13 protein-coding genes and 1 pseudogene are annotated in these 15,435 nt (G+C 29.0%); 5 read left to right on the top strand and 9 right to left on the bottom strand.

What is annotated here, in order from left to right; all coding sequences use genetic code 11:
- Positions 1-401: 401 nt before the first annotated feature.
- A complete protein-coding gene (locus L1S46_RS16235; RefSeq protein ID WP_238900439.1) occupies positions 402-1,862 on the bottom strand; it encodes a GH25 family lysozyme in 1,461 nt (486 codons plus the stop codon).
- 431 nt (positions 1,863-2,293) lie between these two features.
- Between L1S46_RS16235 and L1S46_RS16230 the strand changes: the two genes are divergently transcribed.
- A complete protein-coding gene (locus L1S46_RS16230) occupies positions 2,294-2,443 on the top strand; it encodes a hypothetical protein (protein WP_017211686.1) in 150 nt (49 codons plus the stop codon).
- A 373-nt stretch (positions 2,444-2,816) separates the two neighbouring features.
- Positions 2,817-3,206 (top strand): thioesterase family protein, encoded by a 390-nt coding sequence (locus L1S46_RS16225; RefSeq protein WP_238900438.1) that lies wholly within the window; start codon positions 2,817-2,819, stop codon positions 3,204-3,206.
- 66 nt (positions 3,207-3,272) lie between these two features.
- On the opposite strand, the gene L1S46_RS16220 is transcribed toward L1S46_RS16225, so the two are convergent.
- From L1S46_RS16220 to L1S46_RS16200, 5 genes are all read right to left on the bottom strand, one after another.
- The gene (locus L1S46_RS16220) at positions 3,273-3,878 is read right to left on the bottom strand and encodes a TetR/AcrR family transcriptional regulator (RefSeq protein WP_017211688.1); all 606 of its coding nucleotides are present in this window, start codon (positions 3,876-3,878) and stop codon (positions 3,273-3,275) included.
- A gap of 215 nt (positions 3,879-4,093) precedes the next feature.
- Positions 4,094-5,374, bottom strand: coding sequence for a TolC family protein (locus tag L1S46_RS16215; protein ID WP_077856571.1), 1,281 nt, complete (start codon positions 5,372-5,374; stop codon positions 4,094-4,096).
- A gap of 233 nt (positions 5,375-5,607) precedes the next feature.
- A complete protein-coding gene (locus tag L1S46_RS16210) occupies positions 5,608-8,697 on the bottom strand; it encodes an efflux RND transporter permease subunit (RefSeq protein WP_077856570.1) in 3,090 nt (1,029 codons plus the stop codon).
- A gap of 12 nt (positions 8,698-8,709) precedes the next feature.
- The gene (locus tag L1S46_RS16205) at positions 8,710-10,005 is read right to left on the bottom strand and encodes an efflux RND transporter periplasmic adaptor subunit (RefSeq protein WP_238900437.1); all 1,296 of its coding nucleotides are present in this window, start codon (positions 10,003-10,005) and stop codon (positions 8,710-8,712) included.
- A gap of 59 nt (positions 10,006-10,064) precedes the next feature.
- A complete protein-coding gene (locus L1S46_RS16200) occupies positions 10,065-10,688 on the bottom strand; it encodes a TetR/AcrR family transcriptional regulator (RefSeq protein WP_238900436.1) in 624 nt (207 codons plus the stop codon).
- 449 nt (positions 10,689-11,137) lie between these two features.
- On the opposite strand from L1S46_RS16200, the gene L1S46_RS16195 reads away from it, so the two are divergent.
- Positions 11,138-11,815: a response regulator transcription factor gene (locus tag L1S46_RS16195; protein WP_012058687.1), complete on the top strand. Its 678-nt coding sequence runs from the start codon at positions 11,138-11,140 to the stop codon at positions 11,813-11,815.
- The gene (locus tag L1S46_RS16190) at positions 11,808-12,842 is read left to right on the top strand and encodes a HAMP domain-containing sensor histidine kinase (protein ID WP_012058686.1); all 1,035 of its coding nucleotides are present in this window, start codon (positions 11,808-11,810) and stop codon (positions 12,840-12,842) included. Before L1S46_RS16195 ends, L1S46_RS16190 begins: the two co-directional genes overlap by 8 nt.
- A 346-nt stretch (positions 12,843-13,188) precedes the next feature.
- On the opposite strand, the gene L1S46_RS16185 is transcribed toward L1S46_RS16190, so the two are convergent.
- From L1S46_RS16185 to L1S46_RS16175, 3 genes are all read right to left on the bottom strand, one after another.
- Positions 13,189-13,899, bottom strand: coding sequence for a YdcF family protein (locus L1S46_RS16185; protein WP_238861488.1), 711 nt, complete (start codon positions 13,897-13,899; stop codon positions 13,189-13,191).
- Positions 13,900-14,189: 290 nt separating this feature from the next.
- The gene (locus L1S46_RS16180) at positions 14,190-14,624 is read right to left on the bottom strand and encodes a hypothetical protein (protein ID WP_238900435.1); all 435 of its coding nucleotides are present in this window, start codon (positions 14,622-14,624) and stop codon (positions 14,190-14,192) included.
- 107 nt (positions 14,625-14,731) lie between these two features.
- A complete protein-coding gene (locus L1S46_RS16175) occupies positions 14,732-14,926 on the bottom strand; it encodes an alpha/beta-type small acid-soluble spore protein (RefSeq protein ID WP_238861487.1) in 195 nt (64 codons plus the stop codon).
- 213 nt (positions 14,927-15,139) lie between these two features.
- Between L1S46_RS16175 and L1S46_RS16170 the strand changes: the two are divergent.
- Positions 15,140-15,346 (top strand): annotated as a pseudogene (locus L1S46_RS16170) (alpha/beta-type small acid-soluble spore protein).
- The last annotated feature ends 89 nt before the right edge of the window (positions 15,347-15,435 follow it).

The raw sequence follows: 15,435 nt of genomic DNA, 5'->3' as shown, positions 1-15,435 counted from the left end.
CAAATTAAACATCTTGCATTTGGTTAAAATTTATTAAATTTTACTCAAGGATATTTTGCGCATTTTTATACTACAATAATTGCAATACAAAAATTAGCACAACGCGTTAAACTATGAAATATATTCATTTCGGCGAGTTATATGCATAAGTTCAGGTATTAGTGTGGTTATCTATATCTAAAGTATAAAAGTTTTTTTAACTAAAAGCGTTACAAAAAAGTTACAATATTATGGTGAAGACTTTCAGTAAATTCCTTTGTTAATTAGTAAAAAAATTCTATTGCAATAATATTAATTGATTATAATAAAGAATTTTTTCGTTTTGAGGCATATAAAAAAAAGCCATCCTTTAAGGATAGCTTTTCTTTTAAGCTGCTTTGCTTGCTTTTTGGGTGAAACATTTAATTGCTAAGAATATCTTGTGTAAATTCATCTAAGTCTACATCTCCATAGATTCCATCGATAACACCTTTATCTGTATATTGATGTCCTGCTCTAGAATTCCATACACTATTAGCTGGTAAGTTAAATGGACTCTTATAATAATTTGCTTCCCATAATGTATATTTAGATAATCTACTATCTAAATTATTTTTTATAAAATCTGAATATGTATATATACAAATGTCCATATTACTTAATTTTTTGAATTCATCTATGAACCTTAATGCATAACCCATGACATCAAATCCATCTTGTTCTATATCCAAAGCAGGTTTTAGGTCATTCTGCTTATCCTTTATGTTATTATAAAAATTACGTGCTTGTGTTTCAGGAGAGCTTGTCCCAACTAAAAAATGATAAAAACCTGTATTTAATCCAGCATTTTGAGCACCACTATAACTAATTCCTAAATAATTATCCACATAGGTTGTCCCCTCTGTAGCTTTTATGTATACACATTGGATCCCTGAAGCTTTGACTCTTTTAAAATCTATGTCCCCATTGTAGTGACTAATATCTATACCTTTTAATAAAGTATCAGAATTATTATTGACTGGATTTCCTGGCCCTATCTTCTTGCCATCAGAACCGATTTTATAGCCATCTATTGTAGAATTTGTAACTAAAGCTCCAGATGATTTATCTAAATAATAAGTATCACTTCCAGAATTTATCCATCCTGTTGACATTGCTCCACTAGATTTTAAATAATACCACTTTTCATCAATATTAACCCATCCTTTAGCCATTGCACCAGTATCATATAAATAATACCAAGTTCCATTATCTTTAATCCATCCAGTTGCCATGCTTCCACTACTGCTAGAGTAATACCAATTATCACCTGATTTATACCATCCTGTAGCCATTTCACCACTACTATAAAACATATAAATTTTATTATCAATTTTATTTAGTCCTGTTACCATAGCCCCTGAACTGTTTAAGAAATACCAAACATTATTTAATTTACTCCAACCAGTAACCATACTGCCTGATTGATCCAAATAATACCATATTCCATTCACATTAAACCAGCCAGTTACCATTCTTCCATCGTATTTTAAATAATACCACTTGTTATCTGGTTTTATCCACCCAGTTGCTCTTGTATTATCTGATTTATAGTAATACCAGTATCCATTCTCTTTTTTCCACCCAATAGTTGATGTTATGTTAACTTTTCCATCATTACTATTTACAATATCTTGGGTACTATATTTATAAATAACATTTAATTCACTTGGCTTATTTTCAGGTATACCTGGATTAGGAATTTCATCTGATATCTTGCTAACAGTATTGCTAGATACTACAGTTGAATCAGTAGTTGCAGCTTGTACATTTACTACTTGTCCAAAACTTATACTAGTTAATAAAACCAGTATAAATGAAGTAAGTTTCTTTCTAATATTCACATGGATCATTCTCCTTTTAATTTTCATTAAGTGCTTACTTATTTTTTAATCCGCTTCAATCAATTCATCTAAAATTATACAATTAATGTAATTTTCAATCAATTGATTTACTATGGATGTAGAGGAAACTTATGTCAACATCATCTTATATAGCTTACTAACTTCTTTATTTAGCCAACTATGATAGGAACTATACCAGTATTTATTCTCTAATTGTATATATAAAATTTACTAGGTAAAAAAGTTAATAAATTTTATATATACATCATAGATTTATAATAATACTGGAATAATAAAACTATTATGCTTTTTTATTCCACAAAAATAAATGTATTATACTGGATAATAATTATTATTTATTAATAAAATGTTGCAATTTTCCGAATATTCCAATATAATTAATGTAACATATAGGTAAGGAGTGATGTTAAATGAAAAAAATACTCTCTAAGGCTTTTGCTAAGAAAATTATCGAATTTTTGATATATGGTCCAGGGTATAAAGCTCCTGAATATGCATATGTTCGTGTAACTCCTCCATCTTCTAACAAAGATATTTACGAAGATAACTTGAGGCGATAAAATTATATTTTTAATATATACAACTTATTAATAGTAAATATTTACGTGTGCATATAGAAAAAATAACTAGTGGAATTTAATCTGCTAGTTATTTTTTATTAACACTTCCTTATATACTTTAAAATATAAATAATTTAATTCTTTACACACTTTTTTATTGCTTTTCATATGTAATTTTTATAAATTTTCCTTTTTAACTTTAAAACGATTTATACTTAAAACCATAAACCTTAAAAAAAAACAATCTTTTTCTTAATCCTTACCAATTTTTATTATTCTTGAAAAATACGAAAATATTTAGTACTATAAAATTATTATTAATGTAATATATCTAATAAAGAATCTATATTTATTGAGAGGAGAAATTTGTTCGATGGAATTTAATTTAAATGAAGGTACTTCATATGTCAAAGAGTTTAAAGTTACAGAAAATGAAACAGCTATAAAAATGGGATCAGGTGATCTAGAAGTCTATGCAACCCCTGCTATGATTGCTCTAATGGAAAATGTATCAAAAAGTTTAGTAATAGAGGAACTTCCAAGTGGCTATACTACAGTTGGAATTGACATGAGTGTCAAACATATTAAATCATCTCCAATTGGCGCAAATATAAAATGCAAATCTACCCTTACAAAAGTAGATGGAAAAAAATTATTTTTTGATGTGGAAGCAAGTGATGACCAAGGTACTATCGGAAAAGGTTCTCATATAAGGTTTATTGTAAACTCAGAAGATTTTATGAGAAAAACTAAAAATTGCTAAATAAATGATAATAACTATATTTAAAGAGATTCTCTCTTTAAATATAGTTATTGCTTTAAAATTGCTTTAAATTGGACTTACTCCGATACTTTTCCATAAATATTTAAAATTAGTTTTGAATAATAAATTTATATCGATACTTTGATTCATTGCCCAAAGTACCATAGAACTTTGCAACATCGACACAATACTCTTTGATGTAGATAGAGAATCAATTTCTGGCAAAATCTCACCTAATTCTTTTCCTTCTTCTACAACATTGTCTATTCCTTCCAATAATCTATGGTTAAAATCATTTACTAGATTTCTATTTTCATAACTTTTCAATCCTTCAATTGTTATAAATGTGACAGCAATATAGTTAAATCTATTTATATTTAGAATCTTTTTTAAATATGGTATTATTCCACAATATTTTATAAAAATTGTTTTCAGCCTTTTTTTTGCGGATTCATTGCATAAATTGGTAGTACCTATAATTTCATCAAAGTATGGAGAACAAAACTCTTCTATCACTTTATATATAAGCTCATCTTTACTTTTAAAATACTTATAAAAAGCACTTTTATTTATGTTAATTTGTTTAAAAATATCTCTAATAGACACTTCAAAAAAACCATTTTCCATAAATAGTTTGATAGATGACTTTAAAATTTTTTCTTTAATTTCCACCCTAAAATTCTCCCTCTTTTTATTTAGCATTTTCCACCATTAATAAAAAAAACAAACTAAATATTATAATCTAAACTTAGTTTAGATCGTCTTAAGGCCACTGAACTTTTATATATTATAAATAATTCATACTAATCACCTTATTTATGTGATAATTAGTATGAATATATTTTTGAAGTCTTCAGATTTCTAAAAATCTGAAATCCAAGTTAATACTATTGTGCTCCAGAAAATGCTATCCAAGGTTTTTGGATTTCTTGCTTTAATGTATTATAGTTATCAATTTGGCTTCTTAATTGAATATTTAGATCTTCACTGCTCAAAACTTGGGAATTGTAAGCAGATTCAGTTATCATTCCTAAGTCATATTTAAGTTTTGCATCACTAAGGTTCTTGTTGCTTAATTCTATATTTTGCTTAATATAATTAATATTATCTTGTGCTGTAATAAGATTTGTATAAAGTGTTCTTAGTTGATTTTTAAAGTTCTTTTTGTCCTCATCTATACTTGTTTGTTCTTGATCCACACTAAGTCTATTACCTAAATAAGTTAAACGTGCCGATATGGCATTTGCATATGCACTTTTAGCAGCTTGATATTTATTGTAATCTGTGAGATAAGCTTCAATATTTCCGTTATAATCACTTAATTTAGGTTCTTGAGCTTCATCTGTTATTTTTTTTGCATCACTTACATCGCCGTCACTTATTTTATTATCAGAATCATAATAATGATCTTTCTTAAGCTTAAGTATTTGTTCCCTGTATTTTAAATAGTTATCTATAACTTTATCTAGGTAAGTATCTATAGATCCATCTATTTTTAATGTTTCATAAGGAATATCCTGTTCCAAAGTATATTGTGTTACATCCTTACCTGTCAATACTTTGAAGCTATATTCAGCGTCCTTTAATGTATTTTCACTTGTTTTCTGTGTTATTTGTAAATTTTCAATTTCAAGTTCAGTTGATTTCAAATCACTTGATGTTACCATTCCTAGACTGCTTTTAAGTTTTGCATCATTTAATGTCTTGTTTTTAATTTGCAATTCTTTTCCGGCTTTATCTATTTTCATTTGACTTGTAACGATATTATTATATGCTTTAGTAACTTTTTGAATTAAAGCATCTTGATCAAAATCCCTTTGTTGCCTAGCTTTATTTGCATTAGCTTCTCTAGTATCATCATTAAAGTCTTCTTCATCTCCACTAACATCTTTAGAATCATCTAAGTCTTCATTTATGTCATTAGTCTTATCTTGGTAAGTTATTTTACTAGTATCAAGTTGTAATATTTCGCTTATGCTGATTGCCTCTTTTACAGCTTCATCTAAAGTAAGTAATGGCTTTCCGTTTACGATTTGTGAATTTGTTGCAGTGCTTGTACTAGTAGTTGTTTGTTGAGTTGAATCTGCTGCAAGTGCTGGTACCACGCTACCACTCATAACACTAATCCCTATTGCAAATGCTATTATCTTATTTATATTTTTTCTCATGTATAAATCTCCTCTTCATTAATATTTATTTTAATATAAATTCGAATTTTCTTTTTATTTACTAGATTATTTTTCTGTTGTAGCTTTATTTTACTACAATTTTATTGTTTAGTAAATGTAGTCATAATTTAGGATTTACTCCTGAACTTTGTATTTAAACTAATACACTTTATATATGGATCATACTAAAACTTAATTTTAGTATGATCTTATTAAAATTAGCAATTTCTTTGTTATATGCTTACATTTGATTCACTATCAATTGGTGTTGATTTTTTTCTATGAATTTTTTTTGCAAATCTTTTTTTCAATCCATCAAGTATTGTATAAACTATTGGAACTACGAATAATGTTAATATCGTTGAAGTGATTAATCCTCCAATTACCGCTTGTGCCATCGGCTTACGCATTTCAGTACCTGCTCCTGTAGCTAATGCTGTAGGAATCATACCAAATATCATTGCTAAAGTAGTCATGATTATAGGACGTAATCTTACAAGACCAGCTTCTACTAAAGCCTCATTTCTTGGCATTCCCTTTTTAATTCTTTCCTTTGCAGCATCAATAAGCAATATACCATTTTTAGCAACCAGTCCCATAAGCATTACAATACCTATTGCTGCCATCATGCTTAATTGACTTCCACCAACATATAATCCTATTATTGCTCCAATCAATGCTAGTGGTAGAGCGAACATTATAGCTATAGGGTCAACAAAACTTTCAAATTGGGCTGCCATAACTAAATATAATAAAAGAACTGATAAAACTGAATTTTGCACCAAACTAATCATACTCTTCTGCATAGTTCCATTCATTCCTCCAACAGACAAAGAAACTCCCGCCGGCAATTCACTTTTTATCTTAGCTAAATACTTATTTTGTAAAGTTCCAGTAGATAAACCTCTTACATTACAAGAAAGCTCGACTTGTGCCTGCTTATTGTATCTATGTAATGTTGAAGAAGTTGTTCCAACAACTTTTTTAGTTACTTCAGTTAGCGGAACAAGCTTATTGTTTGAACCCGAAACGTAAATTCCATCAAGATTACTAAGATTTTTACGCTGCTCATCTTGAAGCAAAACTTTAACATCATATCTATCTTTTCCACCATCATACTTAGTTACAGTTGAACCATTAAATAATGTAGCCAAGGTACTAGCTACGTCTGAACTGTTAACACCTAAATCAGCAGCTTTATCACGATCAACAGTCATTTTTACCTCTGGTGTACCTGAATTGGTATTAACACCAACATTAGTAGCATCTGGATCTTTAGCCATCTCTGCTTTCATCTTTTCTGCAAAAGCTTGAACTTTTGCTCTATCATCACCAACAAGATTAATGGCTACATCTTTTGAGGATCCGCCACCACCTCCCATAGAGGCAGCTGATGCTGTAATATCCATTCCAGGCAGTATCTTTAGATCTGTTCCAAGTTTTTGCGCCATATCTCTGGAGCTAATCTTACGTTGTTTCTTATCTACCAATGTAATATTAACTGTTGCTTTACTATTAGTAACTGTTGAATATACATATTCAACTTCTGGATTTTTCTTAACAATCTCTTCAATCTGTTTAGTCTCCTTACTTGCAGTATCTAATGTTATTCCTGAATCAAAATTAGCATTAACTGTTATTTGTCCTTTATCAGTTATAGGTATCATTACGAAACCTAATGATGGAATAAGCGAAAGACTCGCTATAAACATAACTGCACAAACAGCCAAGACTGTTATCCTCTTATGAAGAAGAAAAGCTAATAAATGTGAATATTTCTCGGCAAAAAGATCGAATTTATAATTAAACCACCCAAAAAACTTACCAATAAATGTTTTACTTTCTTTTCTTTCTGATCTAAGCATTCTAGATGACATCATTGGTACAAGGGTAAAGGATACAAACAATGAAACTGCCATACTAAAAACAATTGTAAGTGCAAACTCAATAAAGAACTTTCCAATTATTCCAGCTATCATTGCCATAGGCAAGAATACTGCAATAACAGCTAAAGTTGTTGCTATTACTGCAAATCCAATTTCTGAGGTAGCATCCTTAGCCGCATCAATTGGATGTTTTCCCATATGGAGATGCCTTACAATGTTTTCTATAACAACTATAGCATCATCAATTAAAAGTCCGACTGCAAGTGATAATGCCATTAAAGACATAGTATTTAATGTAAAGTCCATCTCTTTCATACAAATAAAAGTAGTTATTATAGATATCGGAAGAGATGATGCACTTATAAGGGTACTTTCCCATTCATTTAAGAATAGAAATACAATAACAACTGCTAATATACATCCTTCTATGATAGTATTCATAACATCATCTACTGTATCTTTTATTGATGTTGAATTATCAGTAACAATATCAGCATGCATACCTTCTGGTAATGAAGTTTTAACTTGTTCTAATGCTGCTTTAACTTCTTTTGCAACTTCTACTGTATTAGCACCAGATTGCTTAACAATATCAATACCAATTGACGGATTACCTTGATAGTAAGCTTGGCTTGTTTTTTCAACAATCCCATCTTCAACTGTTGCAATATCTTTTACTCTAATCTCTGTTCCGTTTTTGTTGGACACCAAGATATTCTTAAAATCTTCTACTTTTTGTATTTTACTATTTGTTGTAATAGATATCTGGTTATCTCCATCAATAACTTTACCAGTTGACTGATCAATATTATCACTCTTGATACTATTTATTACAGCACCTGATGTAAGGCCATATTGTAATAATTTATTATTATCTAACTTTATATGAATTTCTCTTGTATCCTCACCAGATACATTTACGGCTCCAACACCCGATACCGCATATAACTTTGGCTTTAAAGTATTATCTACAAAGTCTGTCATTTTTTGATTATCAGTTGAACCATAAACAGCTATGGATATAATTGATGTCGCCGACATATCAAACTTAGAAATTATCGGATCATCAGCATCAGTTGGTAATTTACCTCTAACACTTGAAATCTTATCTCTAACTTCTTGTGCTGCAACTTCACCATTTTTACTTAAATCGAACTCTATAACAGTTTGTGACATCCCTGAACTTACACTTGAAGTTATATTTTGAACTCCAGAAATTTGCTGTACTGCATCTTCTATCTGTTTTGTTACTTTACTTTCTATATTTTCTGGTGTAGCTCCATTTTCTGTTACTACAACGGAAACATAAGGCATATCAGCATTTGGCATATCATTAAGTGTCAATCCCTTATAGCATACAAAGCCTAAAATAGTAAGGACAATCATTATAACTGATATAAATACAGGTCTTTTAATACTAATATTTGCTATATTCATTTATTATCCCTCCTACTTATTTGTTGTATCATCTGCACCGCCATCTTGTTCAGAAGCTGTGTTATCTGAAGAACTATCATCCTTTATAATTGCATCTACTTCACTACCCTCTTGAAGCGTACTTATATTAGTACATATTACCTGATCCCCTTCTTTAATACCATCTGTTATTTCAACGTTATTTTCATTAGTTTCACCAATTGTAATTTTTTGCTTTTTAGCTGTTCCATTATCATTTAAGAAAACAGAATAATCTCCTTCGTTACCAGCTAAAGCACTAATCGGAACAGTTATAACTTGTGCTTTTTCCTCGCTAATAAGCTGTACCTTTCCAAAAATACCAGGTAACAGTGACTTATCGCCATTATCTATTTTTACTTTACAATTGAATACTCTAGTTGTAGCATCCGCTGCAGAGTCCATAGCTTCAATAGTGCCATCATATGTTTTATCATTTCCATCTACGGTAATTGTTGCAACTTGACCTATTTTTACTCCAGTTATTTTCTCTTGTGGCACTTGTATTGTTGCATATACAGACGATATATCATTAACTTTTGCAAGGGCCGCTCCCTGAGATGCCATCTGTCCTACATTTAAGGTTTTATCGCTTATAACTCCGCTTATAGGTGCTTTAATCACTGTGTTGGCCAAATCATTTTGAGCCTTCTGTAAATTTACTTTTTGTGCTTCTAAACTTGCTTTTGAACTTTCAATGCTTGCTTTTGCTGATTCAATACTTGCTAATCCTGAACTATAATCAGCTTTAGAAGTGTTTAGAGCTTTTTCAGCTGATTCAAGATCTGTTTTTGATATAGCGCCTCCATCAAAAAGAGTCTTTTGTCTATCATAATTACGCTGTGCATCGTCCATAAGAATTTGCAATTTCTGTAGCGTTACTTGCGATGAATTTAGTTGTTGCTGCGTTGAATTGACTTGCTGCTCACTAACTTCTACCTGAGCTTGTGCAGTTTTTATATTATTTTGTATATCTTGGTCATCAAGCGTAGCTATAGTATCACCAGCATTTACATATTGTCCATTCTCAACCGACACAGCAACAACCTTTGCTGCTATCTTACTAGTTACTATTCCTTGCTGATAAGCTTCTAGTGTTGCTTTATATGAATCCCCTAAACTTTTTTCTTGTGCTTTGGCAATCTGTACTTCAACAGTAGTTTTACTAGCAGCAACGGCAGTGGTTGCTTCTTTTTTAGCTGTGAATAACTTAGTTTTAGCTACTGCAGCACAGCCTATTACAGCTATAACAATTACAGCATATATAACTATTTTTTTTACATTTTTCATGTTTCACACTCCTAATCTGTAAACATATAGTTTATTTTGTTAATTTATATATTATAAAATTAATTTTTCTTTGCACCAATTCCATCCATAATGAAATTTATAAGCTTTTCATTTTCCTCTCTTCTTTGTTCTACTGAATAATAATTTTCATGACAAGTCCGATGACAATGTAATGCCACCATTCCTCCTATAACATTTGTAGCAAAATCAATATCTATACCTGTATGCCTTACCTCCCCCTCTTCGATTCCTTGCTTTAAAATATTGTATGTAATATTTCTCCCATTTCTTTTTATATCTTTTATAAAATCTTCAAGATCACGTTTTGCTTCAGGATTTAATTCTGAAATCTCATTTGCTATATAATAACTTATCCTTCCAGCCTTTTCTATAACAGCATGCTCAGTTAATTCTATAAGCTTTCCTAGCTTTTTAAGAAATGATTCTTCTTGTGATATCTTCTGGTTTGCATTCATAGTGAAATTTCTATGGTCGTACTTTAAAGCTTGTACAAATAAATCATCTTTACTTCTAAAGTATTCATATATTGTACCCTTACCTATCTGTGCCTTGTCCGCAATATCCTGCATATTAGTTCCCGAAAAACCTTTTTTGAAAAATATGTCTATTGCAGCGGCAAGAATTTCATTTTCCTTATTTTTCAATCTTGCCAAAAAAACCACCTCACTTATAAAAATACTGTATTACAATAAATTACTGACTCATTATATTCACATTTTATTTAAATGACCGACCAGACAGTCAATGATTCACATGCAAATAAATCATTGAAATATTTTATATGTACATGAAAATAATACCATACTTTTAATTTTTATACTTTGTTTGTAACCTAAAAAATATCTTAATTTTTATGAGTTACAAAACATATCTGCCTAAAATTGTTTGGATTATTATTTATCTATAGCTATCATTTGCTACTTATGTTATTTTAATATGGAGTGTATCATAGAATTGTTAACTGAATTTAAACTTTTCTATTTATTTGAAATTTAATTATTATAGTAAATATTTTATCTATAATTAAATACTTGAATTTATATATAGATATGATACTTTTAAACATAGATAAAAAAGTAGTATAATTAGTGCATAAAATGGAGGTATATAAATGTTTCATATTTTGATTGTAGAAGATGATAAAGAATTAAGAGAATTATTTTCAACTGTTTTACTTAAAAATGGCTATAAGACTACTGGTGCGAAAGATGGAATTGAAGCACTTAATGTTTTGGATAAAGAATATATCGATTTAATTATTTCTGATATCATGATGCCAAATATGGATGGTTTTGAACTAATAAAATCTATTCGTGATGCTCAATTTAATCTGCCTATATTAATGATTACAGCTAAGGAAAGATTTCAGGATAAACAACGTGGTTTTCTTCTTGGAATTGATGACTACATGGTTAAACCAATTGATGTTAATGAGATGGTGTTAAGAGTAGGTGCATTACTTAGAAGGGCTCAGATTATTAGTGAAAGAAAGCAAAGTGTTGGTGATACCATGCTTGAATATGATTCCTTGTCAGTATATCAAAATGGTGAGGCAACAGTCCTTCCACAAAAGGAATTTTATATTTTATATAAGCTTATTTCTTACCCTAATCGTATATTCACAAGACAAGAACTTATGGATGAATTTTGGGGGCTTGATTCTGAAACTGATATAAGAACAGTAGATGTACATATTAACCGTTTGCGTGATCGCTTTAAAAATAACATAGATTTTGATATTTTGACTGTAAGGGGACTCGGATATAAGGTGGTAAAAAATTATGAATGATAAACCAAATTTAAAATTAGGACTAGTCTTTTCATTTATTATTTTTTCAATAATGTTTGTATCATCAGTACTTACTGCAATTTTAGCTATATTCTTTCATCCAAATTTCTCTTCGGAAGCTAATAAGTTTCTTTGGCCAATTATCGATCTATCTATAATTAGTATAATAGTTGGGACAACCATATCAGCTATAATAGGTAAAAAAATATTAGCTCCACTAGTAAAATTTAGTGAAGCAATTATGGAAGTCGGAAAAGGTAATTTTAATATCAAATTAGATGAAGATAAGTATTACTACGTTGAAGAGCTAAAAAAAATGTCTCAAAACTTTAATATTATGGTAGACGAACTAAATAACATAGAGACCTTTCGAAGTGACTTTATTGCTAATGTATCTCATGAATTTAAGACTCCCCTTGCCTCTATTGAAGGTTACACAACTTTGCTACAGGATAACAATCTAAGTAAAGAAGAGAAGTCTAAATATACAGATAAAATATTAAATAATACAAAAAGGCTATCAAGCTTAGTTGGCAGCATATTACAGATTTCAAGATTAGAGAATCAAGATATAATAGCAGAAAGAAGTAGATTCAAATTAGATGAACAACTAAGGCAAACTCTATTGCTTTTAGAATCCAAATGGTCCAATAAAAATATTGACTTAGATATAGATTTAGACTCAATTACTTTTCATGGAAATGAAGAACTGTTGATGCAAGTATGGATAAACATACTTAGTAATGCAATAAAATTCACACCTGAAGATGGTACTATTAGATGCACTTTAAAGAAAGATAAAAACTGGATTACAACAAGTATTTCAGATAACGGCATAGGTATGAACGAAGATACCCAAAAGCATATCTTTGATAAGTTTTACCAAGGCGATAAATCACATTCTTCTGAAGGCAACGGTTTGGGATTAGCCCTAGTAAAAAGAATTATTGACTTATGTGGTGGAAAAATAGAGGTATATAGTGAATGTAAAAAAGGATCTACTTTTGTAATCAAGTTACCATGTTAATTCTTAATTTCTATAAACACAAAAAGGCTATCTTAATGAATAGATAGCCTTAAATTATATCTGCTTAGTTTTAAAAAAAATCCCATTTAGTTTTATAAAGTTAGTCTAATTTTGCTTGACGATTTCTATTTTTCAACTTTTATCGGTATCATAAAAAGCATTACATACAATTAATACTATGCAAACTAAAATAACTACCGCCAACATACTTATCCCCTTCTAACTAAATATATAATCCTTTATATTATTATATATTAATTATGTATATCTTGTGCTTGTAATCGTTTGTTGTTGTAAGTTAAATTTATAGACCTTGTTGTAGTATAATTATTTCACAATCACTCATTTATTTGTCAAGCAATATACTCTTAATAACTGCAGTGGATTCCCTAGCATATGTTGAAGGTACAAAATACCAAGGCATAGTGCTTGAATAATTATCAAAATTTTTATACCCATTCTTCTTTGCTAAAACACTACTTCTAAAAGCATGAAAGTCTGTTGTTACTATTTTTACTTTTATATCACTTATTGGTTTGTTACTAAATTCTTCAATCTTTTCTTTAGAATATTTTAGATTTTCATTAGTATCTCTTGATTTATCCTCTAATATTATTTTGTTTTTTTCTATCCCTTTAGCCTGTAAATATTCACTCATGGCCTGTGCCTCTGATATACTTTCATCTGTGCCTTGTCCTCCAGATAAAACGATATATTGGGCTAAATTTTCTTTCATACATTTTATAGCAATATCAAGTCTTTCCCGAAGTATTAAATTAGGAACTACTCCATGATCAAGTCCTGCGCCAAGTACAATAATATAATCGTCGCTATTTCGATTATACTTTGGATAGTTAATTATTAAAGCTTCTATTATTATAAAAGAAATAAATATTATGCAAGATGATATCTTGACATATCTAAAAATTTTACAGAAAACTATGTTCTCTTTTATTCTCTTCTTAGAAAAGTAATATGCTAAAATTATGATTCCTAAAATTATACTTGGGAAACCAAACGCAATCCATAATTCCGATAACACATATCTAATTTTCATCAAACTCATCTCCTCCAGATTAATTATCTATACATAATTTAGTTAATCTTAAGCTTCTTATAAATATTATATCTGTAACTGAGAAAGATGAAATACGCTTATATAAATCTTATAAAATATATAATAATATCGTAATATTGTTGTCATATATATCAATAATTTCATATTTATAAATTATTTTCCTAACCATATTTATAATTACTTTATGATGAAAAATATTCATATACTTTTTATTGGTAGTTTATAGAGGTAATAAATTCATGAAAAAATAGCCTTAGATTCTACTAAAGCTATTCATTGATGAATTTTATAAATTTTTCCTTTTTCATAAAAATTGACGCATATATACTTGAAGCTGCAAAAAATATATTGATTATTGGCACAATACTAATAATAAGTATGGTTATCAGTAGACCTCTTTTTTCCTTGTTACCAAAAATATTAATATTATTCTTGTTTAAAACAAGCCTAAATAATAGTAATATTAAGGATAAACAACTTAACTTTATTGATATAGTATATAAATATAACATATTATTCAACTCCTTTGAGTATATGTTTAATTGCCTTCTTTTACATTTTATACCATATTGTAAGGTAATTCCATATGAATTTTCTGCCATCTCTCTCATTTTATTTTCATTATTTTTCATAATCTCATCTATGCTTCTAATTTCTTTTATTCTCTTTTGTTTTCCATAGACTTCATTTGAATATAAATTCATACATAAAAAAAGCTAGTAGAACATAAATCATTAGCTATGTTCTACTAACTTTCATTTTAGGATCTATGGTAATTAATGAACCGAGTTACGACATTAAATATCTATTTCTAGAGACTTTGTTCATAACCCTCTATCATTCTCTTAACCATTTCTCCGCCAACACTACCATTTTGTCTTGAAGAAAGGTTCCCTTTATCAATGTTTTCATAGTTATTTAACCCAATTTCTGAAGCTACCTCAGTTTTTAATCTGTTTAAACCTGTTTTTGCCTCTGGAACTAAAGTTTTATTTCTTGAAGCCATCTTAATCTACCTCCCTTAATCTATGATTTTGTTTGGCATTAATATATTAACCACTCTCATAAATTTTAATCTATGCAAATACTTGTAAAAAAAGTATTAAAATCCTCCTTTCCATTAATTTTTCACAAGTTCCATTCATTTAAATTCAATAATTTATTAAGTATATTTTACTATAAATTTATAAAACTAATACTGATATGGAGGTGTTAAATTATGAGCAGAAGGCCTTTAGTTCCGGAAGCTAGAGAAAAACTAGATAAGCTAAAAATAGAATTTGGAAATGAACTTGACATAGAACTTAATGATAATTATAAATGAAATAAGTCATCAAAATTAAACGGACTTGTAGGTGGACCAATTGGAGGATTGATGACCCAAAAAATGATAGAGGAATATGAAAAAAATTTAATTGACAAATAATTTTCTTTTCAAAAAAATAAATGACTAGTTACTAAAATTATGTAACTAGTCAAAATATAATATTTATATTCTTTTTCATTTAAGTTTGT

The sequence above is a fragment of the Clostridium sp. YIM B02500 genome (genome assembly GCF_022324665.1).
Taxonomy (GTDB): Bacteria; Bacillota; Clostridia; order Clostridiales; family Clostridiaceae; genus Clostridium; species Clostridium beijerinckii.
The sequence above is the reverse complement of the archived record's forward strand: the minus strand, read 5'-3'. Positions and strand labels throughout refer to the sequence as shown.

What these genes read in the sequence shown, in the direction of transcription:
- L1S46_RS16180 (WP_238900435.1), bottom strand. Translation starts at nt 14,624, where the DNA reads ATGAATTTATATTCAAATGAAGTCTATGGAAAACAAAAGAGAATAAAA.
- L1S46_RS16185 (WP_238861488.1), bottom strand. Translation starts at nt 13,899, where the DNA reads ATGAAAATTAGATATGTGTTATCGGAATTATGGATTGCGTTTGGTTTC.
- L1S46_RS16205 (WP_238900437.1), bottom strand. Translation starts at nt 10,005, where the DNA reads ATGAAAAATGTAAAAAAAATAGTTATATATGCTGTAATTGTTATAGCT.
- L1S46_RS16210 (WP_077856570.1), bottom strand. Translation starts at nt 8,697, where the DNA reads ATGAATATAGCAAATATTAGTATTAAAAGACCTGTATTTATATCAGTT.
- L1S46_RS16225 (WP_238900438.1), top strand. Translation starts at nt 2,817, where the DNA reads ATGGAATTTAATTTAAATGAAGGTACTTCATATGTCAAAGAGTTTAAA.
- L1S46_RS16190 (WP_012058686.1), top strand. Translation starts at nt 11,808, where the DNA reads ATGAATGATAAACCAAATTTAAAATTAGGACTAGTCTTTTCATTTATT.
- L1S46_RS16230 (WP_017211686.1), top strand. Translation starts at nt 2,294, where the DNA reads ATGAAAAAAATACTCTCTAAGGCTTTTGCTAAGAAAATTATCGAATTT.
- L1S46_RS16215 (WP_077856571.1), bottom strand. Translation starts at nt 5,374, where the DNA reads ATGAGAAAAAATATAAATAAGATAATAGCATTTGCAATAGGGATTAGT.
- L1S46_RS16175 (WP_238861487.1), bottom strand. Translation starts at nt 14,926, where the DNA reads ATGGCTTCAAGAAATAAAACTTTAGTTCCAGAGGCAAAAACAGGTTTA.
- L1S46_RS16195 (WP_012058687.1), top strand. Translation starts at nt 11,138, where the DNA reads ATGTTTCATATTTTGATTGTAGAAGATGATAAAGAATTAAGAGAATTA.